Consider the following 20,202-nt stretch of genomic DNA (forward strand, 5'->3'; position numbering starts at 1 on the left):
CATGCCCCGTCTCCCGCTCCCGTCGTCAGGAGCAGGGAATCACGCCCTCGCCGCGCGTGCAATTTGCAAGGAAACCCACTGACCCACGCCAAGCCCTTGCACGCGCGAAGACGTGTGCATAACCAATCCGCGCGATCTTCCAACGATTTAGACGTTCTTCACGGCCGACGCAAATGTCCCCGAAGAGCACGTCGGAGCGGCCGAGGAGCGCGAGGTAGAGGACCGTGAGCGAGACGGTCAGGCCCGCGCAATGGGGAACGCGTCGCACGTCATCCCCCCGCGACATCGTCGGTCGGGCGGGTGGCCGAGGGGCGTGCCCTCAGCCTCGCCCCCGCTCCAGCATCCGCGACACCACCCGGGCGGTGAAATCGACCATCGGGACGATGCGGGCGTAGTTGAGCCGGGTCGGGCCGATCACCCCGACGACGCCGACGATCGTCTGGCTGCCGTCCCGGAAGGGGGCGGCGATCATCGAGGAGCCGGAGAGCGAGAAGAGCTTGTTCTCCGAGCCGATGAAGATCCGCACGCCCTCGCCGCCCTCGGCGCGGGACAGGAGGTCGATCACGTCCTTCTGGCTCTCGAGGTCGCTGAACAGCAGGCGGATCCGCTCCAGGTCCTCCGCCGCCCGCAGGTCGTCGAGGAGGTTGGCCTGGCCGCGGACGATGAGCTGGCGCTCCTCGCTCGGGCCGACCGAGCGGGCGAGGCCGGCATCGACCAGGCGCTCGGTGAGGTCGTCGAGCTCGCGCTTCATCGCCGCCCGGGCGGCCTCGATCTCGGCGCGGGCCTCGCCGAGGGTCCGGCCGCGGATGCGGGCGTTGAGGTAGTTCGAGGCCTCCTGCAGGGCGCCCGCCGGCAGGCCGGGGGGCAGGTCGAGCAGGCGGTTCTCCACCGAGCCGTCGTCCGAGACCAGCACCACCAGGGCGCGTCCCGGATCGAGGCGCACGAACTCGATGTGGCGCAGGCGCGGGTTCTGCTTGGCGGTGACGACGACGCCGGCCCCCCGCGAGATCCCCGACAGCAGCACCGAGGCCTCGGTGAGCGCGCTCTCGAAGGTGTGGCGCGAGGCGGCGGCGCGCATCTGCGCCTCGATGCGGCCCTTCTCCTCCTGGCCGACATCGCCGAGCTCGAGCAGCGCGTCGACGAAGAAGCGCAGGCCGTGCTCGGTCGGCAGCCGGCCGGCGCTGGTATGGGGCGCGTAGATCAGCCCGGCCTGCTCGAGATCCGACATGACGTTGCGGATCGAGGCCGGCGAGAGCGCCATCGGCAGGATGCGGGCGAGGTTGCGCGACCCCACAGGCTCGCCCGTGGCGAGGTAGCTCTCGACGATCTGGCGAAAGATCTCGCGCGAGCGCTCGTTGAGCTCGGCGATGGCACGGGCCTGCCCGGAACCGGCCGGCAGGGAGGGGAAGTCGCGCGTGTTCATCACCCACTGGGCTCGGGCGCCGCCGAACGTGCGCCGAGTGCTTGATGCCTCAAGGATTTCAAGTGCTTGACAGCTGAGTGGAGGGAGCATGCACCGCGGCGGCCCCGTTGTACAGCCCGCAGCGCGGTCGCAGGCCGGGCCCGGGGGCGTACCGGACAGGGCGGGATCGTGCCGACGGCCCCCGGCGCCCGCCGCGTGCGCTCGGGCACCGAAGCCGGCCCGGGCTCGGCTAGGATCGCCCTCACTGCTTCTCGTCCCGCCACCCGGTGGAGCCCGCCATGCTCAAGCGCTCGTTCGTCCCCGCCGCAGCCGCCACGGTCGTCCTGGCGACCGTCGCTCATGCCAGCCTCATCACCAGCCCGGGCACCGCGCCGTCCCCGCAAGCGCAGCCTCAGCAGGGCAGTCTGTCGGCGGAGACGGGGGTGCGCCGCCCGGACGCCGCGATCAAGGCGCCGGCCGCCCAGGCGGAGGCGGCCGCGCCGTCCCATGCCGGCAAGCCGGCCCCGCGGGTGATCGACCTGCCGCGGGCGGACGCGACGAGCCCGTCCTACGTGGTGCTGCCCTCGCCCGTCGAGGCGACGGCGCAGGGTCCGGCGGCCCGGCAGGCGCCGCGCATGGCCGAACTGCCCCGGCCCGAGACCGACCAGGCGCCGGCGGCCGGCCGGGCGCCGGCTCAGGCCCCCGCTGCGGCGGCGCCGAGCCAGCCGCGCTTCTCCGAGGAGCCGGCTCCGGAGCGGACCGCCCCGGTTCGCCGCGCCCGCGCGCCGGAGCCGGTGGACGGCGTCCGCCCGGCCGACACGCGCAATCCCAAGGATGTCCGCACCGCCAAGTGGGCCGGCGGCGAGGGCGCGGTGTGGACGACAGGGCGGGATGCGCGCGCCTTCACGGCCACGTTCGGCGGCTGCCGCATCAGCGGAGGAGTCGGGCCGCGCGGCTACACGATCGACCGGGCCTGCTGACCCGCTGCCTGAACGCCGGCCGACCGGCCCCCTCAGATCCCGTTCAACCCTGCCGCCGCATCGTCCCCGTCATGGCCGCGCCACCGCGCGGCGAGATTCTGGAGGCATTGATGCTGACGATGCGCAATCCGAAGGCGGCCGGACGGCGGCTCCTCGCGGCGGCCGTGCTGGTCGCGGGCGGCCTGGTCACCGCCGGGGCCGCCGAGGCGGCGCCGTTCGTGCCCGGCGCGGCGACGGCGCCCGAGGCCGGCCTGGTGCAGGCCCAGTACGGCCATCACCACGGCTGGGGCCACCGCCATCACCACCACGGCGGCTGGGGCCACCACCACCGCCACCATCATCATGGCGGCTGGGGTCACCACCGGGGCTGGGGCCACCATCACGGCGGGCATCACCGCCCGTGGGGCGGCCACGGCGGGTGGCGCCACCACGGCTATTGACGGCATCATCGACCACCCGACGGTCGAGGGCCCGGGCGCAGGAGCGCCCGGGCCTTTCTCGCTCTCGCGGACAAGGCAGCCCGCGCGCGGCTCCCCTTGCCGCCCCGGGCGGCAGCGCCTAAGAGCGCGCGGCCCCCCGCGGGTCCCCGCGCCGCCCGTCACGCGGCGCCCTGGACAGGAGTTGCCGATGCGCCCCTCGAAGCGCGCCCCCGACGAGCTGCGCAAGGTCACGCTGGAGCGGGGCGTCTCGCGCTACGCCGAGGGCTCGTGCCTCGTCACGTTCGGGGAGACGAAGGTGCTCTGCACCGCCTCGCTCGAGGAGCGCGGGCCGTCCTGGCTGCGCGGCTCCGGCAAGGGCTGGGTCACCGCCGAGTACAGCATGCTGCCGCGCGCCACCCACGAGCGCAACCGGCGCGAGGTCAATGCCGGCAAGCCCTCCGGCCGCACCCAGGAGATCCAGCGCCTGATCGGCCGCTCGCTGCGCGCCGTCGTCAACCTGCCGGCGATCGGCGAGCGCCAGATCGTGGTCGATTGCGACGTGCTCCAGGCCGATGGCGGCACCCGCACGGCGGCGATCACCGGCGCCTGGGTGGCGCTGCACGAGTGCTTCACCTGGATGCGCGGCCGCTCGATCATCTCGGTCGACCCGATGCGCGATCACGTCGCGGCGATCTCCTGCGGCCTCCACAAGGGCACGCCCGTGCTCGACCTCGACTACGCCGAGGATTCCGGCGCCGAGACCGATGCCAACTTCGTCATCACGGGCAGCGGCGGGATCGTCGAGGTGCAGGGCACCGCCGAGGTGACGCCGTTCACGGAAGAGGAATTCCTGGGGCTCCTGCGCCTCGCCAAGGCGGGCGTCGCCGCGCTGGTGGCGCTCCAGAAGCAGGCGATCGCCTGATGGGCCGCCTCCTCACCGGGCGGGTCGTGATCGCGACCCACAATGCCGGCAAGCTGCGCGAGATGCGCGAGTTGCTGGCGCCCTTCGGCGTCGAGGCGGTCTCGGCCGGCGAGCTGAACCTGCCCGAGCCCGAGGAGACCGGCACGATGTTTTCCGAGAACGCCGCCATCAAGGCGCGGGCGGCGACGATGGCCACCGGCCTGCCGGCCTTCGCGGACGATTCGGGCCTGTGCGTCGACGCGCTCGACGGGGCGCCGGGCCTGTTCTCGGCCCGGTGGTCCGGCGGCTCGAAGGACTTTTCCGGCGCGATGGCGCGCATCGAGCGCGAGTTGACCGCCCGCGGCGCCACGAACCGGCGGGCGCACTTCGTCTCGGCCCTGGTCCTGACCTGGCCGGACGGGCACGAGGAGCTGTTCGAGGGCCGGGTGTTCGGCGAGCTGGTCTGGCCGCCGCGGGGCGACAAGGGCTTCGGCTACGACCCGATGTTCAAGCCCGACGAGAGCCCGCTCACCTTCGGCGAGCTCGGCTCGGAGGAGAAGCACGGCATCGACTGGGCGGCCGGCCGGGCCCTGTCGCACCGCGCGCGGGCCTTCCTGGCCTTGGCCGCCGCCTGCCTGCGCCGTCCGGGCTGAACGACGACGGGCGCCCGCTCCGGGAGGAGGGACGCCCTGTCCTCACGGCCGGGGCGGCGGGAGCCGCCCCATCCCCGGGTTACGCTAGGGCAAGTCCGACATCGACGTTGCCGCGGGTGGCGTTCGAGTAGGGGCACACCTGGTGGGCCTTCTCGACCAGCGTCTCGGCGGTCGCCCTGTCGAGGCCCGGCAGGCTGATGGTGAGGTCGGCGGTGATGCCGAAGCCGCCCTCGGCGCGCGGGCCGATGCCGACCTTCGCGGTCACGGTGGTGTCGGCCGGGACGGCGATCTTCTCCTGGCCGCCGACGAACTTCATCGCGCCGAGGAAGCAGGCGGCGTAGCCGGCCGCGAAGAGCTGCTCCGGGTTGTTGCCGGCGCCGCCGGCGCCGCCGAGTTCCTTGGGCGTCGACAGCTTCACGTCGAGGCTGCCGTCCTGGGTCTGGGCGCGGCCGTCGCGGCCGCCGGTCGCCGTGGCCTGGGTGGTGTACTTCACGTCGACGGACATCGGGGCTCTCCTCTGTCGGGGCGGCCGGAACGCGCCGCTTCGTCCTCTTAGATCGGGCTTCGATTGCGCGCAATTTGTTTTCGGGCGCCGTCAAGGTTATGCTCATGGGCGCCATCGACGGAGGCCTGGATCGGCGGAGGCTTGGATCGGCGGAGGCCCGCGCCGGACTGGGCTGGCCGGACCACCGTCCGGCCGGAGGTGCCGATGCCCGAGGGTCGCCGGCCGGGGGAAGGCCCCCTTTGTGAGGAGAGGGACATGTCCGACCCCGATGCCAGCGACGAGGCCGCCGGTTCCGCCGCCGGCCTCCACCTCTCCAATCAGATCTGCTTTGCCGTCTACTCGGCGGCGCACGCCTTCAACCGGATCTACAAGCCTCTCCTCGACCGGATCGGCCTGACCTATCCGCAATACCTGGTCCTGCTCCTGCTCTGGGAACAGGACGGGCAGACGATGAAATCCCTCGGGCAGCGCCTCTACCTCGATTCCGGCACCCTGACGCCCCTGCTCAAGCGCCTCGAGGCCGCCGGGCTGGTGCGCCGGGCCCGCGACACCCAGGACGAGCGGCTGATGCGCATCAACCTGACCGAGTCCGGCGCGGCCCTGAAGGCGAAGGCGATGCCGTTCCCGCACGAGATCCTCTGCGCCGCCGGCCGGCCGGCGGAGCGGCTCATCGCCCTGCGGGACGAGATCCTGGCCCTGCGCGACAACCTGCACGCCAGCGCGGCGCCGGACCGCGGCGCCGCCTGAGCCCGCCCGTCGCGGCCCCGGCGAGGTCACGGCGCGGCCAGGATCCGGTCGGGACGATCACAGCATCGGCAGGTGCCGCGGCTCCGGCCCGCGCGGGAAGGCGGCGTCGATCCGGGCGAACTCGGCCTCGCTCAAGGCCAGGCTGCCGCCGCCGGCATTCTCGGCCGCGTGGGCGGGGCTCGACGCCTTCGGGATCGCCAGCACGCCGTCCCCGCGGGTGAGCGCCGCGAGCGCCACCTGCCGCGGCGTGGCGCCGTGGCTCTCCGCGATCTCCGCCAGGACCCGGCCGCCCGGGGTGGCGGGGCCCGGGAAGCTGTCATGGCCGAAGGGGCTGTAGGCCACCACGGCGACGCCGTGGCGCCGGCACCAGGGCAGGACCGAATGCTCGATGGCCCGCTCCTCGAGGTGGTAGAGCACCTGGTTGCAGGCGATGCGGCCGGGACCCGCGATGCTCAGCGCCTCGTCGAGGTCGTCGGCGTCGAAGTTGCTCACGCCCCAGGACAGGATCTTGCCCGCCCGCACCAGGTCCTCGAAGGCCGCGAAGGTCTCGGAGAGGGGGTGGGGCCCGCGCCAGTGCAGCAGGTAGCAGTCGAGCCGGTCGGTGCGCAGGCGCTTGAGCGAGCGCTCGCAGGCCTCGATCGTGCCGCGCCGCGAGGCGTTGCCGGGCAGCACCTTCGAGACCAGAAAAACCTCGTCGCGCCGGTCGCCGATCGCCTCGGCGATCAGCGGCTCGGCCTCGCCGTACATCTCGGCGGTGTCGACGTGGCTCATGCCGACGTCGAGCCCGCGATTCAGGGCGGCGGCCGCCACGGTCGGCTCGCCCTCGTCGAGGTACCAGGTTCCCTGCCCGATCACCGGCACCGCGGGCCCGGTGCGTCCGAAGGGTTGCCGTCGCATGGCGCGCTCCTGCGATCTCCGCCCTCCTGGGCCGCGCGGGCCCGCGAGGGCAAGGGCAGATGTCGGAGAATGCACGGTTTTTTGCGGTTCGTCGCGGCCCGTGGGCCGTCATGGCGGAGCGACTGGCCGGGAAGAAAGCCCTTCTCCGCACGAGCGTTCTTCAAAAAGAACATTCTGGTTGACAGAAAGTCCGGTTCTGGCGTTCTGTGCCGGCCCGTTCCCGCTGGCCATTCCTCGGAAGAAGGACCCCGATGACCGCTCCCGTCTCCCCGCCCGCCCGGACCCGCGCGCCGTGACGGCCCCCGTCCGCGTACCGGTGCCGGCGGATCTGAGCGACCGGCTCGCGATCCCCGAACCTCTCGTCCGCCTCGAGGGCGTGGCCAAGACCTACACCGCCCGCCGCGGCGCCGGCGCCGTGACGGCGCTGGAGGACATCAACCTGGCGGTGCCGCGGGGCCGGGTGCTCGGCGTCATCGGCCGCTCGGGCGCCGGCAAGTCGACGCTGATCCGCCTCGTCAACGGCCTGGAGCGGCCGAGCCGCGGACGGGTGATCGTCGGCGGGGCCGAGATCTCCGCCCTGTCGGAACCCGCCCTCAGGCAGGAGCGGCGCGGCATCGGGATGATCTTCCAGCACTTCAACCTGCTCTCGGCCCGCACCGCCGCCGGCAACGTGGCGCTGCCCCTCGAAGTGGCGGGATACGAGAGGAGCGCGATCCGCGCGCGGGTGGCGGAACTCCTCGACCTCGTCGGGCTGACGCCCCAGGCCGACCGCTACCCGGCCGAGTTGTCGGGCGGGCAGAAGCAGCGCGTCGGCATCGCACGGGCGCTCGCCACCAACCCGAAGGTGCTGCTCTCCGACGAGGCGACCTCGGCGCTGGATCCCGAGACGACCCGCTCGATCCTCGACCTCCTCGGCCGCATCAACCGGGAGCTCGGCCTGACGATCCTGCTCATCACCCACGAGATGGCGGTGATCCGGGCGATCGCCCACGGGGTCGCGGTGCTCGACGGCGGCCGCATCGCCGAGAGCGGCGACGTGTTCGAGGTCTTCACCCGGCCCCAGGCAGCCATCACCCGCACCTTCCTCGACGAGGAGACCGGCCGCACCCTGCCGCCGGCGCTGGCCGCGCGCCTCACCCCGGGCCTGGCGCCCGGGGAGGGGAGGCAGGCGGTTCTGCGCATCACCTTCCGGGGGCCGCATGCCACCGACCCGGTCCTCGCCCAGCTCGCCCGCGACGCCGGCATCCCGGCCGGCATCCTCTCGGGCACCGTCGACGAGATCGCCGGCCGCCCCTTCGGCACCCTGGTGGTCGGGATCGCCTCCGATCCCGGCACGGTGGAGCGGGCGAAAGACTTCCTCGCCGCCCGCGGCCTCGACGTCGAGGTGCTCGGCACCCTCGACCTCGCCGGCTGGCAGCGGACCGCCGCCCCGCGCGCCACGGATCTGACCCATGTCGCCTGAGCTCCTCCGCCTCCTCGTCCAGGCCACCCTCGACACCCTGCGGATGGTGGCGGTCGCCGCCTCCCTCGGCACGCTGATCGGCCTGCCGCTCGGCGTGTTCCTGGCCACCAGCGGCCGCGGCGAGCTTCTGGCCGCGCCCTGGCTCAACCGGGTGCTCGGCCTCGTCGTCAACGCGACCCGCTCGACGCCGTTCATCATCCTGGTGGTGGCGATCATCCCGTTCACCCGGCTGATCGCCGGCACCTCGATCGGCACCAGTGCCGCCACCGTGCCGCTGACCGTGGCGGCCACGCCCTTCATCGCCCGCCTGGTCGAGGGCGCGGTGCGGGAGGTTGATGGCGGCCTCGTCGAGGCCGCCCGAGCCTTCGGGGCGAGCCCGCTGCAGATCGTCCTCAAGGTGCTGATCCCCGAGGCCCTGCCGGGCATCGTGCTCGGCCTCACCCTGGCGGTGGTGTCCTTGATCGGGTTCTCGGCGATGGTCGGCGCCGTCGGCGGCGGGGGCCTCGGCGACCTCGGCATCCGCTACGGCTACCAGCGCTTCATGCCCGAGATGATGCTCGCCGTCGTGGTGGTGCTGATCGTCCTGGTGCAGCTGGTCCAGACCCTGGGCGACCGGCTCGCGCGGCGCATGAACAAGCGCCTGCGCCACGGCTGACCCTCTCTCTCTCTCTCTCTTTCCTCCTGACCTACCCCGTGTTGACAGACCTCTTGGAGCGGAACCCGATGCTGCGCACCCTCACCCTGGCGGTCCTTCTCACCGCCGCCAGCCTTCCGGCCCTCGCGCAGGGACAGCGCGTGCGCGTCGGCGCCACGCCCGGCCCGCACGCCCAGATCCTCGAAGTCGTGAAGCCGATCGCCGCCAAGCGCGGGCTCGACCTCCAGGTCGTGGAGTTCTCGGACTACGTCGTGCCGAACGAGGCCTTGTCGTCGGGCGAGATCGAGGCCAACTCGTTCCAGAACCAGCCCTACCTCGACAACCAGAAGGCCGATCGCGGCTACAGGATCGAGAGCGTCGCCCAGACGGTGAACTTCCCGATGGGCGTGTACTCGAAGCGCCACAAGAGCTTCGACGCGGTGCCGGCCGGCGGCACGGTGGCGATCCCGAACGATCCCACCAATGGCGGCCGCGCCCTGCTGCTGCTGCAGGACAAGAACCTCCTCAAGCTGAAGCCGAATGTCGGCTACAAGCCGACGGTCGCCGACATCACCGAGAACCCGAAGCGCCTGCGGATCATCGAGGTCGACGCGGCCCAGACCCCGCGCTCGCTCGACGACGTCGACGCGGCGGCGGTCAACACCAACTACGCCACCGCGGCGGGCCTGAAGCCCTCCGACGCGATCCTGCGGGAGGAGCCGAAGGGCCCCTACATCAACCTCATCGCGGTGCGCAGCGCCGACAAGGACAAGCCCTGGGTCGCGGCTCTGGTCGAGTCCTACCGCTCGCCGGAGGTGAAGGCCTTCATCGAAGGCAAGTTCGCGGGCGCGGTGCTCACCAGCTGGTGAGCCCGGGGAGCACCGGCCAAAGGTCAAGGTCCGGACGGCGTGCCGGACCGCGACCCCGCGAGGTTATCCACAGGGAGATTGCGGAAGAGAGCGGAGCCGTGAAACCAAACGCGACCGTGCGCGTCTTCCCAGCGCGGCCCGCCTGACGGGCTGGCCTTCTCTCGAGGTGCCCGATGAAGATCCTGAGTTCCTGCCTGGTCGCGGCCGTCCTCACCGTCGCCGCCGTTCCGGCCTTCGCCCAGGGCGGCTCGCCCTACAACAACTCGGGCTCGCAGGCCGGTGGCCCGCTCGCCGGCCAGCAGCGCGAGATGGGTGCCGGGGGTGGCAGCCCGGCCATGGGTGCGGCCCCGCGCTCGACCATGAAGCCGATGATGCGCAAGCAGCGGATGATGAAGCACCGCCGCACGCATCGCCACGCCCGCTGAGCCGGCCGACACGGTTCAGCCCGGTTCAGGCGCGCTCGTCCGGCGGTTCGCTCCGCCAGGCGGGCGCGCCTTCTTGTCTGCGGGTCTTCGCTGAACATCCCCGCAACGCCGCGTCACGGCCGCGGGATGACACGGAGCGCCAGTCTCAGAACCCGCCGGTGCGCCATAACGCCACCGCCGCCGCGACCAGCCCGGCGAGCCAGACCCCGGCGATCAGGGCGAGGTGGCGCCCGCGGCCCGCGGCCGGCCGGTTGTCGTTGGCGGCACGGCGCAGCCGAAGGGCGGCGGCATCGTAGCCGTGGGTGGCCGCCGCGATCGTGGCCGGGCGGGCAGGGGCGGTCTTGCGCAGGCTCGTCATGGCCAAGCTCGTCATGGCGAATCGTGCTCGTCGAGCCGTGATAGCACGCGCGGAGGCCGAAGGTGAGCCGGCCGAACGACGCAAGCCGTCAGGACGAGAGGCGAACCCGGCGCGCGCCGTTGCGGGGGGCGTGGCCGTCGATCCAGTGCGGGCTCAGCACGTCGCCCTCCTCGGTCACGATCCACGGCAGGGCGTCCGGATCGTCGGCGCTCTCGGCCGCCGCCGCGAGGGCGGCGCGCAGGGTGGAGAAGCGGCGCACCTCCCGGGGCCCGGGCGCGGCGTGCGTCCCGTGCCAGACCATCAGCTCGGCCGGGCGTTCCATCTGCGGCATCGGCATCGTCGGATCTCTCCTGCGAACCGGCACAGGATGACGCAGGCGGGTTGTTGCGACGCTTACCGGAAGATTGCGGTTCGGTAATGGGCGCCGCCTCGGACAGCCTCACGACTCCGCCGGCGCCTCGCGGTGCGGCCGCAATTCCGGGGCGCCGATCTCGGGCTCGGCTTCCGCGACCGGCTCGGCCCGGCTCTCGGCCCGGCTCGTGTCGATGAACAGGCGCGCCTCGCCCTCGCTGAGGCCGAGGCTGCGCAGGGCGTAGAGCGCCATGCCGAAGCCGACCTCGCGCTCGGCCATCAGCACCAGGCCGACCTTCTGCTCCTCGAGGCTGCGCCGCTCGGCGTCGCTGTGGGTGCGCACGACGGTGTCAATCCCCGGATTGGCCTCGCGGGCGATCTCGATCAGGCGGCGGGCCTGATGCGCGTCGGGGCTCGCCACCACGAGCAGGCGCGCCCGCCCGATATCGGCCGCCTCGAGGATCCCGGGCGCGCCGGCATCCCCGAACACCGCCGCGATGCCGGCGGCGCGCAGCTCCTCGACCCGGCGGCGGTCGCGCTCCACCACCACGTAGGGCAGCTCCCAGGTCGCCAGCGCCCGGCCGATGGCGCCGCCGACCCGGCCGTAGCCCACCACCACGGCGTGGCCCCGGCGGCCCTTGGCGTGCCGGACGACCGCCGGGGCGTCGCCGCCGCGCTCGAAGCGGGCGGCGAGCCCCGGCCGCGCCTCGACGAAGCCGCTGAGCCGGCTCAGCGCGGCGAAGATCAGCGGGTTGAGGGTGATCGAGAGGAGCGAGCCGGCCAGGATCAGGTCGCGCCCTTCCGGCGGCAAGAGCTTCAGGCCGATGCCGAGGCTCGCCAGGATGAACGAGAATTCGCCGATCTGCGCCAGGCTCGCCGCGATGGTGAGCGCGGTCGAGAGCGGGTGGCGGAACGCCAGCACGATGGCGACCGCGGCGAGCGACTTGCCGACCAGGATGACCGCGAGCGTGGCGAGCACGGCGAGCGGCTCGCGCACCAGGATGCCCGGATCGAACAGCATGCCGACCGAGACGAAGAACAGGACCGCGAAGGCGTCCTGCAGCGGCAGCGAATCGGCGGCGGCCTGGTGGCTGAGGTCGGACTCGGCCAGCACCATGCCGGCGAAGAAGGCGCCCAGCGCGAAGGACACGCCGAACAGCGCCGCCGAGCCGTAGGCGATGCCGAGCGCGAGCGCCAGCACCGCCAGGGTGAACAGCTCGCGCGAGCCGGTGCGGGCGGCCTGGTCGAGGATCCAGGGCACCGCCCGGCGGCCGCCGGCGAGCATCAGCCCGGCGAAGGCCGCCACCTTGGCGAGGGTGAGCCCGAGGGTGAGCCAGATGTTGCCGTCGCCGGCGATGCCGTGCGCGGCCCCGGCGCTCTCGCCCCCGAGGGGGCCTGCGAGCGCCGGCAGCAGGACGAGCGCCAGCACCATCGCCAGATCCTCGACGATGAGCCAGCCGACGGCGATGCGGCCCTTGTCGGAGTCGAGCAGCCCCCGTTCCTCGAGCGCGCGCAGGAGCACCACCGTCGAGGCGACCGAGAGGGCGAGGCCGAAGACGAGGCCGGCCCCGAGGCTCCAGCCCCACAGGGCGCTCAAGGCCAGGCCCATCAGGGTGGCGACGGCGATCTGCACGACCGCGCCCGGCAGCGCGATGGCGCGCACCGCCATCAGGTCGCCGATCGAGAAGTGCAGCCCGACCCCGAACATCAGCAGGATCACGCCGATCTCGGCAAGCTGGCCGGCGAGTTCCGCGTTGCCAACGAAGCCCGGGGTATGCGGGCCGACCGCGAGGCCGGCGAGGAGGTAGCCGACGAGGGGAGGGAGCTTCAGCCGCTGCGCGAGCATGCCGCCGACGAACGCGAAGACGAGCCCGAGGGCGATGATGGCGATCAGCTCGGAGGCGTGCGGCACGGTCGGGTCAGCTCCTCGGGGGTCGGGCGGCCGCAGGGGCAGCGGCCTCTTCCCCGAAGTCTAGCAGCCTTTCCGGGTTCCCGCGGTGCCGCACCGCACGAGACCCGCCGCCGCGCCCCGCCGGGCCGGCGGTTCGCAAGCCTCGTCCGGCCGCCTCAGCGTCCGGCGGGCCGCCGGGCGGCACCGGCGGCGCGGGGCAGCCGCGGCAGGCTCGCACGCAGGCTGACGCCCGGCCGGGCGGCGAGCACGATGACGATCGCGCCGAGGGCGGCGGAGGTCATCACGAGGAACTCGGTCGTGAACATGCGGCAGCCCTGGCGGTGAGCGGACGCCGCGGCGCGGCAGTCGAAAACGTCGGCGTTCGGCCGGATGGGCGATTGCCGTCCGGCGCCGCTGCTCTAGCTCGCCGCGGGAGTGGCCGGCCATGTGACATCCCGCCGTGAGGCAGCATGTCCGCGCCGGCTGCCCACGATTCCGACGCAATGGGCCGGCCTCTGGCATCCTGCCGCGCGATGCGGCATCAGCGAAGGACAGTGTTGGGCGCGGTTCGCGCCGCCAGACGAGGGTTTACAGTATGATGAAGGTCCTGACCGGGGCGCTCGTGGCCCTCGGCCTGTCGTCGGGTGCGGCGCTCGCCGCCCCGAAAGACCCGAGCGGGACTTGGTTGACCGAGGACGGTCGGGCCCGCATCCGGGTCGAGAAGTGCCCGAGCCGCGCCGACCGGATCTGCGGCTACGCCGTCTGGCTCAAGACCCCGAACGACGACAAGGGCCAGCCCCGGGTCGATTTCAAGAACGCCGACGCCAAGAAGCGCGGCCGTCCCTCCCTCGGCCACCAGCTGATCATGGGGCTGAAAGCCAACGCAGATAACCGTTACGAGGGACAGATCTACAACGCCGACGACGGCAAGCTCTACGACGTCTCGATCTGGACCGAGGAGCCGGGCGAACTCAACATCCGCGGCTGCCTGATGGGCTTCCTGTGCGGCTCCCAGACCTGGACCCGCGTGAGCGACACCGTGCCCGGCCAGCTCACCGGCCCGACCGGCGCCCCCAACGGCCCGCGGGCCGACGCGGAATGGGCCGCGGCGCCGAAACCCGCCCCGGCCGCCGCGGCCGCCAAGCCGGCGGCTCCCGCCGCCGCGCCCAAGCCGTAACGCCGCCCGGCGCGACGCGAGGCCGCCAAGACGCAGCCCCCGAGACACAGCCCCTGCCGCGTCCACGCGGCCGAGGCCTCTGCCAGGGCACCCGCCGGTCTCGGCGGGTGCCCTTTTTCGTGCCGATGCGCAGGCCGAATATTCACCTCAAGGTTGTATCGACGCGGCCGTTGCGTCCCCGGCCGGCCCGTTCTCACGAGAGGCGCGGCCACAATTCTCACAACCGCGAGTATTTTTAGTTTCCCATCGCTGGGCGCCGAATTCTCCTCGCGTCACCAGCGCCCGGGTCGAGGCTTAGGCCGCCGGCCGGATCGCATCGGAAGACCAAAGATTGAGCAATTATTCCTTTTACAACCGCCCATAGGCGGGCAGAACTTGCATGCAAAGCAGCGGTCGCATCGCATACGGCTGTCAGCCGCTCTCGCCCCCTCGGTTTACTCGACAATAAAAAATTTTCATTGACTGTTAGGTTTTTTGGCGACATGTGCAAAGAAGTATTCCACAAGGGGGCCCCGCATGAGCGCCGACGAACTGGCACCGACCTCGAGCCTGATCAATCTGTCGGCCGACATCGTATCGGCCTACGTGTCGAAGAACTCGGTGCCGGTCGGAGACCTCGCCAGCCTGATCGTCGCCGTCCATGCCTCGCTGGAGCGCGTCGTCTCGCCCCCCGCCCCCGAGGCCGAGAAGCCCACGCCCCCCGTCCCGATCCGCAAGACCGTCACCCCGGACCACATCATCAGCCTGGAGGACGGCAAGCCCTACAAGTCGCTCAAGCGCCACCTCACCACACGCGGCCTCACCCCGGACCAGTACCGCCAGAAGTGGGGCCTGCCCCACGACTACCCGATGGTTGCCGCCACCTACGCCGCCCAGCGCTCCGAGCTCGCCAAGAGTCTCGGCCTCGGCCAGATCCGGCGCGACCGCGCCGCCGCAGCCCGGCTGGCGGCGGAGAGCGCGGCGAGCGAGAGCGAGAAGGCGCCGGCCCGCCGGGGTCGCCCGCGCAAGGCTGACTGACGGCCATCGGTCGTCCGCGGGCCGCCACGCCGATCCGTCGCGCCCTGCATCGCCGATGCAGGGGCGGCGTGGAGGAGCCCGGACGACGCCGTCGCCAGCCGGTGCCGCGGACGGTGCGGTCGCCCGACGGCACCTCGAAGCATCGATGCCTGCCTGATCTCGTTTTACATGGTTGTCCTGCCGGGGATCTCATCCCGCGGTCGTGGCCGGGACGACATCCATCGGTCGCGTCGACCACGTTCGCGGTCTTTCGACGCGCTGCAGGCCAATGCACGTCCGCTTGGCCCCGGCCGACAAGACTGACGGCGATCCGATATTGTCCGAAGGACGCGGAGACGCCGCGAGCCGGCCGGTCGGCGGATGCAGGCCGATCCGTGGGTGCCTGGCGCGGCCCGGAAACCGGCTCTGGCGTCAGTCAGGCGGGCGCCCCGCACGCGCGACCGCGTCGGATATCCGGTCGCGGCACGCCGGCGTGTTCGTCGCGGCGCGTCCCGGCGAGCATCCCGTCCGGGGAGCGGCGACGCCCGGACGCCGCGCGGCCGGCCCGACGCGACAGACCCCCGTGCGGAGGTTCCCGCGGGGGCGGCACGGAACGCCGCGACCCGGGTTCCGGGTCGGCGGCCGACCCGGTCTCCTGGAAGGCCCTGGACCTCTCTTGCGGGCTACTTGCGGGCTACTTGCGGCGCGCCTTGCGGGCGGCGTAGCGGGCGTCGCGGGCCGCCTTGCGCTCGGCCTCGAGGGCCGCCTCGCGCTCGGCCGCCTCGGCCGCCTCGCGCTCGGCCCGGGCCTTGGCCTCGGCCTCCTCGGCGGCGCGGCGCTCGGCCTCGGCCTGCTTGGCGGCCTCGCGCTCCGCCGCGCGGGCGGCACGGGCCTCGGCGATCTTCTGGCGCTCCGCCAGCCGGGCCTGAACCTCCGGGTCGTCGGCGGCGGGCTTGGCCCGGAACTTCTCCAGCAGGGCCTTCTTCGCGTCCGCGGACGTATTCCGCCGATCGTTGAAGTTCTGGTCCTTGAAGCCGGCCATCGTGTGGGTCTCGTCTGTCCTGCGTGCGAAGGCGGGCCTGTCACCGAGGCCGCGCCGGGATCCGTGCGGGGTCGTCCGGCACCCGCTCCGGGGCAGGGTACCGCCGCATGTGCTCTAGCGCCGCCGGCGCCCGGTTTCAAAGCCAAAGACGCCGCGGCCCGCCGGGATCCCTGCCTCGACGCCTGCTCCGATCCCCGCCCGGATCGTCGGGCGGCGCGACGATCGACCCAAATCGCGCGGGTGCGGAGAGTGAGTTGTCAAGGTTTGGCCGTCACGATCGCGGCGCGTCGTCGGGCAAGGGCCGGAGGAGACCTCATGCGTGCGATCGTCCTCGACGATGCGGAGCTGAACAACCTGCTGATGCTCGAGGCGTTGCGACCGATCCCGGATTGCCGGCCCCAGAGCTTCACCCGGCCGGCCGACGCGCTCGCCTTCGCGGCGGCGCATGCCGAGGAGATCGGCATCGTGCTCACCGATTACGAGATGCCGGGCATGGACGGCCTCGCCGTCATCCGGGCGCTCCGGGCCCTGCCGGGCTTCACGCACGTGCCGGTCGTGATGGTGACGAGCTTCGACCAGCGGGCCCTGCGCCGCTCCGCCCTCGAGGCCGGCGCGACCGACTTCGTCAACAAGCCCTGCGACCCGGTCGAGATCCGGGCCCGCGTCTCCAACCTCCTGGCGCTCAGCCGCGCCTACAAGGCCCAGCGGGCCCAGGCCGCCCAGCTCGCCCGGGAGGTCGCCGCGGCGGTGGCCCTGGTCGAGGCGCGCGAGCGCGAGATCGTCACCGTGCTGATGCGCGCCGCCGAGCACCGCGACACCGATACCGGCGACCACGTCGCCCGGGTGGCGACCTACACCACGCTGATCGCCGAGGCCCTGGACCTGCCGCCCGAGCGCTGCCGGCTGATCAGCCTGGCCTCGACGATGCACGACGTCGGCAAGATCGCGATTCCCGACGCGATCCTGCTCAAGCCCGGCCCCCTGACCCCGGAGGAGCGCCGGGAGATGGAACGCCACGCCGAGCGCGGGGCCCGCATCCTGGCCAACAGCAGCTCCGACGTGGTGCGGCTGGCCGCCGAGATCGCCGCGAGCCACCACGAGCGCTGGGACGGCGCCGGCTATCCCAACGGGTTGTCCGGCACCGACATCCCGCTCCCGGGCCGCATCGTCGCGGTGGCGGACGTGTTCGACGCCCTGACCAGCGACCGGCCCTACAAGCGGGCCTGGAGCCTGGACGCGGCCCACGCCTTCCTCCTGCGCGAGGCCGGGGCGCATTTCGACCCGGCGGTGGTCCGGGCCTTCCTGTCGCGCTGGGACGCCGTCGCGGACCTCGTCGGCCAGGCCGCGAACCGGGCCGCCTGAGCGCCGCGATGACCAACCCGCACGGGCAGCCGGGCCAGAACCGGCAGTTGCGGGCCCGGATCATTCGCCTCGCGGACGATCCGGTCCAGGCCCCGCCAGGCCGTCCCGCCCAGGCCCCGCCAGGCTATCCCGCCCAGGCCCCGCCAGGCCCTCCCGGCGCGGCGCTCCCCGGGCGCCCCGACGCCGCGGATCCGGATCCCGCGAGGCCGAGCGCGACCGACGCTCCGCCGGGCCGCCGGTCCCTCGCGGGGCGCCTGGTGCCGCGGCGGCGCGACCGGCCGGAGCCGCCGACCGGCGCGGGCACGGCCGCCGGGGTCGCGCGCAAGGCGGCCGGCAGCCTCGCGAACCGCCTGGGACGGGCCGTGCTCGGAGCGGTCATCGTGGCGCTCGCGTCCGGCACGGCGATCGGCGCCTGGCACGAGGTCCACCGCTACGCCGCCGACACCCGCCAGGCGCTGACCGGCCTCGCCAAGGTCTTCGCCGCCGCCGCCGCGGGAGCCGCGGCGGCGGACGATGCGGCGGGCGCCCACGCGGCGCTCCGGGCGATCGCCCGCCAGGACGGCATCGTGTATGCGGGGCTGACCCGCCCGGACGGGTCGGCGCTCGCCGAGCAGGGCAGCGGCCTGCGGCTGGCCGGCGACCTCGACCTCGATCAGGAGGGCGGCGTCACGCCGCTCGCCCTCGTCCTCACCCACACGGTCAAGGTCAGCGTGCCGGTGGTGGAGAACGCCCGCACGGTCGGGCGCGTGACCCTGATCGCCGACACCGCCGACCTCGTCGGGCGCCTCGTCGACGTGGTGCGCAACGCCCTCCTGGCGGCCGGGCTGGCGATGGCGGTCGGGTCCGCGGTGGCCTGGCGCCTCGCCCGCGCCCTGACCCGGCCGCTCTCCGCGCTCGCCCACACGATGGACGCGGTGCGCGAGAACCACGATTACGGCCGCCGCGTCGCCCTGCCGGCCGGGAAGGCCGCCTCCGACGACGAGGTCGAGCGGCTGGCGACGAGCTTCAACGGCCTGCTCGACGCCGTGCGCGAGCGCGACCAGCGCCTCGTCGAGCACCGGGCCCGGCTGGAGCAGGAGGTGAGCGACCGCACGCACGACCTCAGCGAGGCCAAGGAGGCTGCGGAAGCCGCCAACAGCGCCAAGTCGTCGTTCCTGGCGACGATGAGCCACGAGATCCGCACGCCGATGAACGGCATGCTGGTGATGGCCGAGCTCCTCGCCGCCGCCGACCTCCCGGCGCGGCAGCGCCGCTACGCCGAGGTGATCGCCCGCTCGGGCCAGAGCCTGCTCGCGATCATCAACGACATCCTGGACTTCGCCAAGGTCGAGGCCGGCAAGCTCACCCTGGAGCGCATCGCCCTCGACCCTTCCGAGGTCGCCGACACCGTCGTGACGCTGTTCGGCGAGCGGGCTCGCGCCAAAGGGCTCGACCTCGCGGCGATCGTGGCGCCGGACGTGCCGCGCGCGATCTCCGGCGACCCGGTGCGCCTCGGCCAGATCCTCGGCAACTTCGTCAACAACGCCCTCAAGTTCACCGAGGCGGGCCACGTCCTGGTACGGATCGAGACCCGCGGCGAGGGCCGGAAGCTCCGCCTCAGCGTGACCGATACCGGCATCGGCATCCCGGCCGCGACCCTGCCGACGATCTTCTCGGCCTTCTCGCAGGCCGACGGCTCGACGACGCGGCGCTTCGGCGGCACCGGCCTCGGCCTGTCGATCGCCGAGCGGCTCGTCGCCGCCATGGACGGGCGGATCGGGGTCGAGAGCGAGGTCGGGCGCGGCTCGACCTTCTGGGCCGAGATCCCGCTCGCGGTCCTGGCCGCCGCCGAGACGGTCGAGCGGGCGCCGGGCATCGCAGCAGGGGTGACGGTCGCGGTCGCGGGCGCGGCGACCGGCACCGTCCTCGCGGAGGGCCTGCGCACCGCCGGCTTCATGCCAGGCGCTCCCGGGAAAGAGGCGGCCGGAACAGGAGGGCGGCCGGGGGCGCACCACATCGTCGAGGCCGGCGCACTGGCCCGCGCGGGACGGCGCCCGGACGGGGCCGGCCGGGTCATCGCGCTGGCGCCGATGGGCGAGCCGAGCGGGGCCGCCGTGCTCTCGGCGGGCCTCGCCGACGCCCTGCTGCGCTGGCCGCTCGTGCAAGGGGAGTGGCGGCCGGCCCTGGCGGCGCTCGCCGGCGGCGGGAGCTTCGCGGGCATCGGGGCCGAGGCCGGCCCGGTCGCGGCCCTGCCGCGCTTCCCCGCCGCGCGGGTCCTGGTGGCGGACGACAACGCGGTCAACCGCGAGGTCGCGGTCGAGGCCCTGGGACGCCTCGGCGTGACGCGGGTCACCACCGTGGAGGACGGCTTCCAGGCGCTCGAGGCGGCCCGCGAGGGCGCCTTCGACCTCGTCCTGATGGACGGCAGCATGCCGGGCCTCGACGGCTTCGACGCCGCCCGGGCGATCCGCCAGTGGGAAGCGGCGGCCGGACGCGGCCGCCTCCACATCGTGGCGGCCACCGCCCACGTCGTCGGCACGGCGGCCGGCGCCTGGCGCGAGGCCGGGATGGACGGGGTGCTCGCCAAGCCCTTCACCCTGACCGACCTCGCCCGCACCCTGGCGGCCGCCTTGGGCGAGGAGGGTTCAGGCGGGACTGCTTCGGGCGAGGAGGCCTCCGTCGAGGCTTCGGCCGCAGCCTCGGAGGCGGGGCCCGCGCAAGCCGGGGCCGCGCCCGCCTCGCTCCTCGACCCCGGCACCCTGGCGGCGCTCGCCGAGATGGCGGAGGGCTCAGGCTCGGCCTTCCTCGAGCGGGTCCTCGGGCTGTTCACCGCCCACGCACCCGAGGGCCTGGCGGCCCTGCGGGCGGCGGCCGACGCGGAGGCCGCGGGTCGGGCCGCCCACGGGCTGAAGTCGATGAGCCTCAATGTCGGCGCCGCGGCGCTCGCCGCCCAATTGCGGGACATCGAGCACGCCGCGCGGGTCGAGGGGCGGGTGCCGGACGCGGCCGCGCTGGCTCCCCTCGAGGGCCTGCTCGACGCGACCGTGGCGGCCCTTCACGGCCGGTTCGGCCTGCCCGCTCCCGGCAAGGCCCTGCGCGACGCGGCCTGAGGGCGGCGGGAAACGCCGCCGCCGCCCGGACCCATCCGGGGC

The 20,202-nt window shown here is 73.5% G+C and carries 21 protein-coding genes; 13 read left to right on the forward strand and 8 right to left on the reverse strand.

Annotated elements, in window-relative coordinates:
- Positions 1 to 319: 319 nt before the first annotated feature.
- Positions 320 to 1,423 (reverse strand): heat-inducible transcriptional repressor HrcA, encoded by a 1,104-nt coding sequence (gene hrcA, locus EU555_RS26260; RefSeq protein ID WP_135418341.1) that lies wholly within the window; start codon positions 1,421 to 1,423, stop codon positions 320 to 322.
- Positions 1,424 to 1,701: 278 nt separating this feature from the next.
- On the opposite strand from hrcA, the gene EU555_RS26265 reads away from it, so the two are divergent.
- From EU555_RS26265 to rdgB, 4 genes are all read left to right on the forward strand, one after another.
- Positions 1,702 to 2,382: a translation initiation factor IF-2 gene (locus tag EU555_RS26265; protein ID WP_135418342.1), complete on the forward strand. Its 681-nt coding sequence runs from the start codon at positions 1,702 to 1,704 to the stop codon at positions 2,380 to 2,382.
- A gap of 110 nt (positions 2,383 to 2,492) precedes the next feature.
- Positions 2,493 to 2,822, forward strand: a complete 330-nt coding sequence (locus EU555_RS26270) for a hypothetical protein (protein WP_245524504.1) — start codon at positions 2,493 to 2,495, stop codon at positions 2,820 to 2,822.
- Positions 2,823 to 3,009: 187 nt separating this feature from the next.
- Complete coding sequence (gene rph / locus EU555_RS26275; RefSeq protein WP_135418343.1) at positions 3,010 to 3,723, forward strand: ribonuclease PH; 714 nt, start codon at positions 3,010 to 3,012, stop codon at positions 3,721 to 3,723.
- Complete coding sequence (rdgB, locus tag EU555_RS26280; RefSeq protein ID WP_135418344.1) at positions 3,723 to 4,355, forward strand: RdgB/HAM1 family non-canonical purine NTP pyrophosphatase; 633 nt, start codon at positions 3,723 to 3,725, stop codon at positions 4,353 to 4,355. The genes rph and rdgB overlap by 1 nt, the downstream gene beginning before the upstream one ends.
- A gap of 79 nt (positions 4,356 to 4,434) precedes the next feature.
- Here rdgB and EU555_RS26285 read toward each other — a convergent pair whose 3' ends face one another.
- Positions 4,435 to 4,860 (reverse strand): organic hydroperoxide resistance protein, encoded by a 426-nt coding sequence (locus EU555_RS26285; RefSeq protein WP_135418345.1) that lies wholly within the window; start codon positions 4,858 to 4,860, stop codon positions 4,435 to 4,437.
- A 255-nt stretch (positions 4,861 to 5,115) separates the two neighbouring features.
- Here EU555_RS26285 and EU555_RS26290 point away from each other — a divergent pair, with 255 nt between their 5' ends.
- Positions 5,116 to 5,607, forward strand: a complete 492-nt coding sequence (locus EU555_RS26290; RefSeq protein WP_135418346.1) for a MarR family winged helix-turn-helix transcriptional regulator — start codon at positions 5,116 to 5,118, stop codon at positions 5,605 to 5,607.
- A gap of 57 nt (positions 5,608 to 5,664) precedes the next feature.
- Here the strand turns inward: EU555_RS26290 and EU555_RS26295 are convergent, their stop codons facing one another.
- On the reverse strand, positions 5,665 to 6,504 hold the full coding sequence (locus EU555_RS26295; protein ID WP_135418347.1) for an aldo/keto reductase: 840 nt from the start codon (positions 6,502 to 6,504) through the stop codon (positions 5,665 to 5,667).
- Positions 6,505 to 6,796: 292 nt separating this feature from the next.
- Between EU555_RS26295 and EU555_RS26300 the strand changes: the two genes are divergently transcribed.
- The 4 genes from EU555_RS26300 (at position 6,797) to EU555_RS26315 (ending at position 9,894) form a co-directional block, all read left to right on the forward strand.
- Positions 6,797 to 7,966, forward strand: a complete 1,170-nt coding sequence (locus tag EU555_RS26300) for a methionine ABC transporter ATP-binding protein (RefSeq protein ID WP_135418348.1) — start codon at positions 6,797 to 6,799, stop codon at positions 7,964 to 7,966.
- Positions 7,956 to 8,621, forward strand: coding sequence for a methionine ABC transporter permease (locus EU555_RS26305; RefSeq protein WP_135418349.1), 666 nt, complete (start codon positions 7,956 to 7,958; stop codon positions 8,619 to 8,621). Before EU555_RS26300 ends, EU555_RS26305 begins: the two co-directional genes overlap by 11 nt.
- Positions 8,622 to 8,689: 68 nt before the next feature.
- Positions 8,690 to 9,469 carry a MetQ/NlpA family ABC transporter substrate-binding protein gene (locus EU555_RS26310; protein ID WP_135418350.1) on the forward strand — a complete coding sequence of 260 codons (780 nt, stop codon included), beginning with the start codon at positions 8,690 to 8,692 and terminating at the stop codon, positions 9,467 to 9,469.
- A 173-nt stretch (positions 9,470 to 9,642) separates the two neighbouring features.
- Positions 9,643 to 9,894: a hypothetical protein gene (locus tag EU555_RS26315; protein WP_135418351.1), complete on the forward strand. Its 252-nt coding sequence runs from the start codon at positions 9,643 to 9,645 to the stop codon at positions 9,892 to 9,894.
- Between the two features lie 145 nt (positions 9,895 to 10,039).
- On the opposite strand, the gene EU555_RS26320 is transcribed toward EU555_RS26315, so the two are convergent.
- The 4 genes from EU555_RS26320 to EU555_RS36365 form a co-directional block, all read right to left on the reverse strand.
- Complete coding sequence (locus EU555_RS26320) at positions 10,040 to 10,267, reverse strand: hypothetical protein (protein WP_245524505.1); 228 nt, start codon at positions 10,265 to 10,267, stop codon at positions 10,040 to 10,042.
- A gap of 73 nt (positions 10,268 to 10,340) precedes the next feature.
- The gene (locus tag EU555_RS26325) at positions 10,341 to 10,589 is read right to left on the reverse strand and encodes a hypothetical protein (protein ID WP_245524506.1); all 249 of its coding nucleotides are present in this window, start codon (positions 10,587 to 10,589) and stop codon (positions 10,341 to 10,343) included.
- A gap of 102 nt (positions 10,590 to 10,691) precedes the next feature.
- Positions 10,692 to 12,515, reverse strand: a complete 1,824-nt coding sequence (locus EU555_RS26330; RefSeq protein ID WP_135418352.1) for a cation:proton antiporter domain-containing protein — start codon at positions 12,513 to 12,515, stop codon at positions 10,692 to 10,694.
- Positions 12,516 to 12,670: 155 nt separating this feature from the next.
- Positions 12,671 to 12,820, reverse strand: coding sequence for a hypothetical protein (locus EU555_RS36365; protein WP_167858669.1), 150 nt, complete (start codon positions 12,818 to 12,820; stop codon positions 12,671 to 12,673).
- Positions 12,821 to 13,089: 269 nt separating this feature from the next.
- Here EU555_RS36365 and EU555_RS26335 point away from each other — a divergent pair, with 269 nt between their 5' ends.
- Together EU555_RS26335 and EU555_RS26340 are read left to right on the forward strand one after the other, a co-directional pair.
- Positions 13,090 to 13,671, forward strand: a complete 582-nt coding sequence (locus EU555_RS26335) for a DUF2147 domain-containing protein (RefSeq protein WP_135418353.1) — start codon at positions 13,090 to 13,092, stop codon at positions 13,669 to 13,671.
- Positions 13,672 to 14,187: 516 nt separating this feature from the next.
- On the forward strand, positions 14,188 to 14,688 hold the full coding sequence (locus tag EU555_RS26340; RefSeq protein ID WP_135418354.1) for a Ros/MucR family transcriptional regulator: 501 nt from the start codon (positions 14,188 to 14,190) through the stop codon (positions 14,686 to 14,688).
- A gap of 673 nt (positions 14,689 to 15,361) precedes the next feature.
- Here EU555_RS26340 and EU555_RS26345 read toward each other — a convergent pair.
- Positions 15,362 to 15,709 (reverse strand): DUF6481 family protein, encoded by a 348-nt coding sequence (locus tag EU555_RS26345; RefSeq protein WP_135418355.1) that lies wholly within the window; start codon positions 15,707 to 15,709, stop codon positions 15,362 to 15,364.
- Positions 15,710 to 16,024: 315 nt separating this feature from the next.
- Here EU555_RS26345 and EU555_RS26350 point away from each other — a divergent pair, with 315 nt between their 5' ends.
- Both EU555_RS26350 and EU555_RS26355 read left to right on the forward strand, forming a co-directional pair.
- Positions 16,025 to 17,071: a response regulator gene (locus EU555_RS26350; RefSeq protein ID WP_135418356.1), complete on the forward strand. Its 1,047-nt coding sequence runs from the start codon at positions 16,025 to 16,027 to the stop codon at positions 17,069 to 17,071.
- 8 nt (positions 17,072 to 17,079) lie between these two features.
- Positions 17,080 to 20,160 (forward strand): hybrid sensor histidine kinase/response regulator, encoded by a 3,081-nt coding sequence (locus EU555_RS26355; RefSeq protein ID WP_205820994.1) that lies wholly within the window; start codon positions 17,080 to 17,082, stop codon positions 20,158 to 20,160.
- The last annotated feature ends 42 nt before the right edge of the window (positions 20,161 to 20,202 follow it).

The sequence above is a fragment of the Methylobacterium nonmethylotrophicum genome, from assembly GCF_004745635.1.
GTDB classification, from domain to species: domain Bacteria; phylum Pseudomonadota; class Alphaproteobacteria; order Rhizobiales; family Beijerinckiaceae; genus Methylobacterium; species Methylobacterium nonmethylotrophicum.

What these genes read in the sequence shown, in the direction of transcription:
- EU555_RS26295 (WP_135418347.1), bottom strand. Translation starts at nt 6,504, where the DNA reads ATGCGACGGCAACCCTTCGGACGCACCGGGCCCGCGGTGCCGGTGATC.
- EU555_RS26315 (WP_135418351.1), top strand. Translation starts at nt 9,643, where the DNA reads ATGAAGATCCTGAGTTCCTGCCTGGTCGCGGCCGTCCTCACCGTCGCC.
- hrcA (WP_135418341.1), bottom strand. Translation starts at nt 1,423, where the DNA reads ATGAACACGCGCGACTTCCCCTCCCTGCCGGCCGGTTCCGGGCAGGCC.
- EU555_RS26310 (WP_135418350.1), top strand. Translation starts at nt 8,690, where the DNA reads ATGCTGCGCACCCTCACCCTGGCGGTCCTTCTCACCGCCGCCAGCCTT.
- EU555_RS26325 (WP_245524506.1), bottom strand. Translation starts at nt 10,589, where the DNA reads ATGCCGATGCCGCAGATGGAACGCCCGGCCGAGCTGATGGTCTGGCAC.
- EU555_RS36365 (WP_167858669.1), bottom strand. Translation starts at nt 12,820, where the DNA reads ATGTTCACGACCGAGTTCCTCGTGATGACCTCCGCCGCCCTCGGCGCG.
- EU555_RS26345 (WP_135418355.1), bottom strand. Translation starts at nt 15,709, where the DNA reads ATGGCCGGCTTCAAGGACCAGAACTTCAACGATCGGCGGAATACGTCC.
- EU555_RS26265 (WP_135418342.1), top strand. Translation starts at nt 1,702, where the DNA reads ATGCTCAAGCGCTCGTTCGTCCCCGCCGCAGCCGCCACGGTCGTCCTG.
- EU555_RS26340 (WP_135418354.1), top strand. Translation starts at nt 14,188, where the DNA reads ATGAGCGCCGACGAACTGGCACCGACCTCGAGCCTGATCAATCTGTCG.
- rph (WP_135418343.1), top strand. Translation starts at nt 3,010, where the DNA reads ATGCGCCCCTCGAAGCGCGCCCCCGACGAGCTGCGCAAGGTCACGCTG.
- EU555_RS26305 (WP_135418349.1), top strand. Translation starts at nt 7,956, where the DNA reads ATGTCGCCTGAGCTCCTCCGCCTCCTCGTCCAGGCCACCCTCGACACC.
- EU555_RS26335 (WP_135418353.1), top strand. Translation starts at nt 13,090, where the DNA reads ATGATGAAGGTCCTGACCGGGGCGCTCGTGGCCCTCGGCCTGTCGTCG.
- EU555_RS26285 (WP_135418345.1), bottom strand. Translation starts at nt 4,860, where the DNA reads ATGTCCGTCGACGTGAAGTACACCACCCAGGCCACGGCGACCGGCGGC.
- EU555_RS26290 (WP_135418346.1), top strand. Translation starts at nt 5,116, where the DNA reads ATGTCCGACCCCGATGCCAGCGACGAGGCCGCCGGTTCCGCCGCCGGC.
- EU555_RS26320 (WP_245524505.1), bottom strand. Translation starts at nt 10,267, where the DNA reads ATGACGAGCTTGGCCATGACGAGCCTGCGCAAGACCGCCCCTGCCCGC.
- rdgB (WP_135418344.1), top strand. Translation starts at nt 3,723, where the DNA reads ATGGGCCGCCTCCTCACCGGGCGGGTCGTGATCGCGACCCACAATGCC.
- EU555_RS26355 (WP_205820994.1), top strand. Translation starts at nt 17,080, where the DNA reads ATGACCAACCCGCACGGGCAGCCGGGCCAGAACCGGCAGTTGCGGGCC.
- EU555_RS26270 (WP_245524504.1), top strand. Translation starts at nt 2,493, where the DNA reads ATGCTGACGATGCGCAATCCGAAGGCGGCCGGACGGCGGCTCCTCGCG.
- EU555_RS26350 (WP_135418356.1), top strand. Translation starts at nt 16,025, where the DNA reads ATGCGTGCGATCGTCCTCGACGATGCGGAGCTGAACAACCTGCTGATG.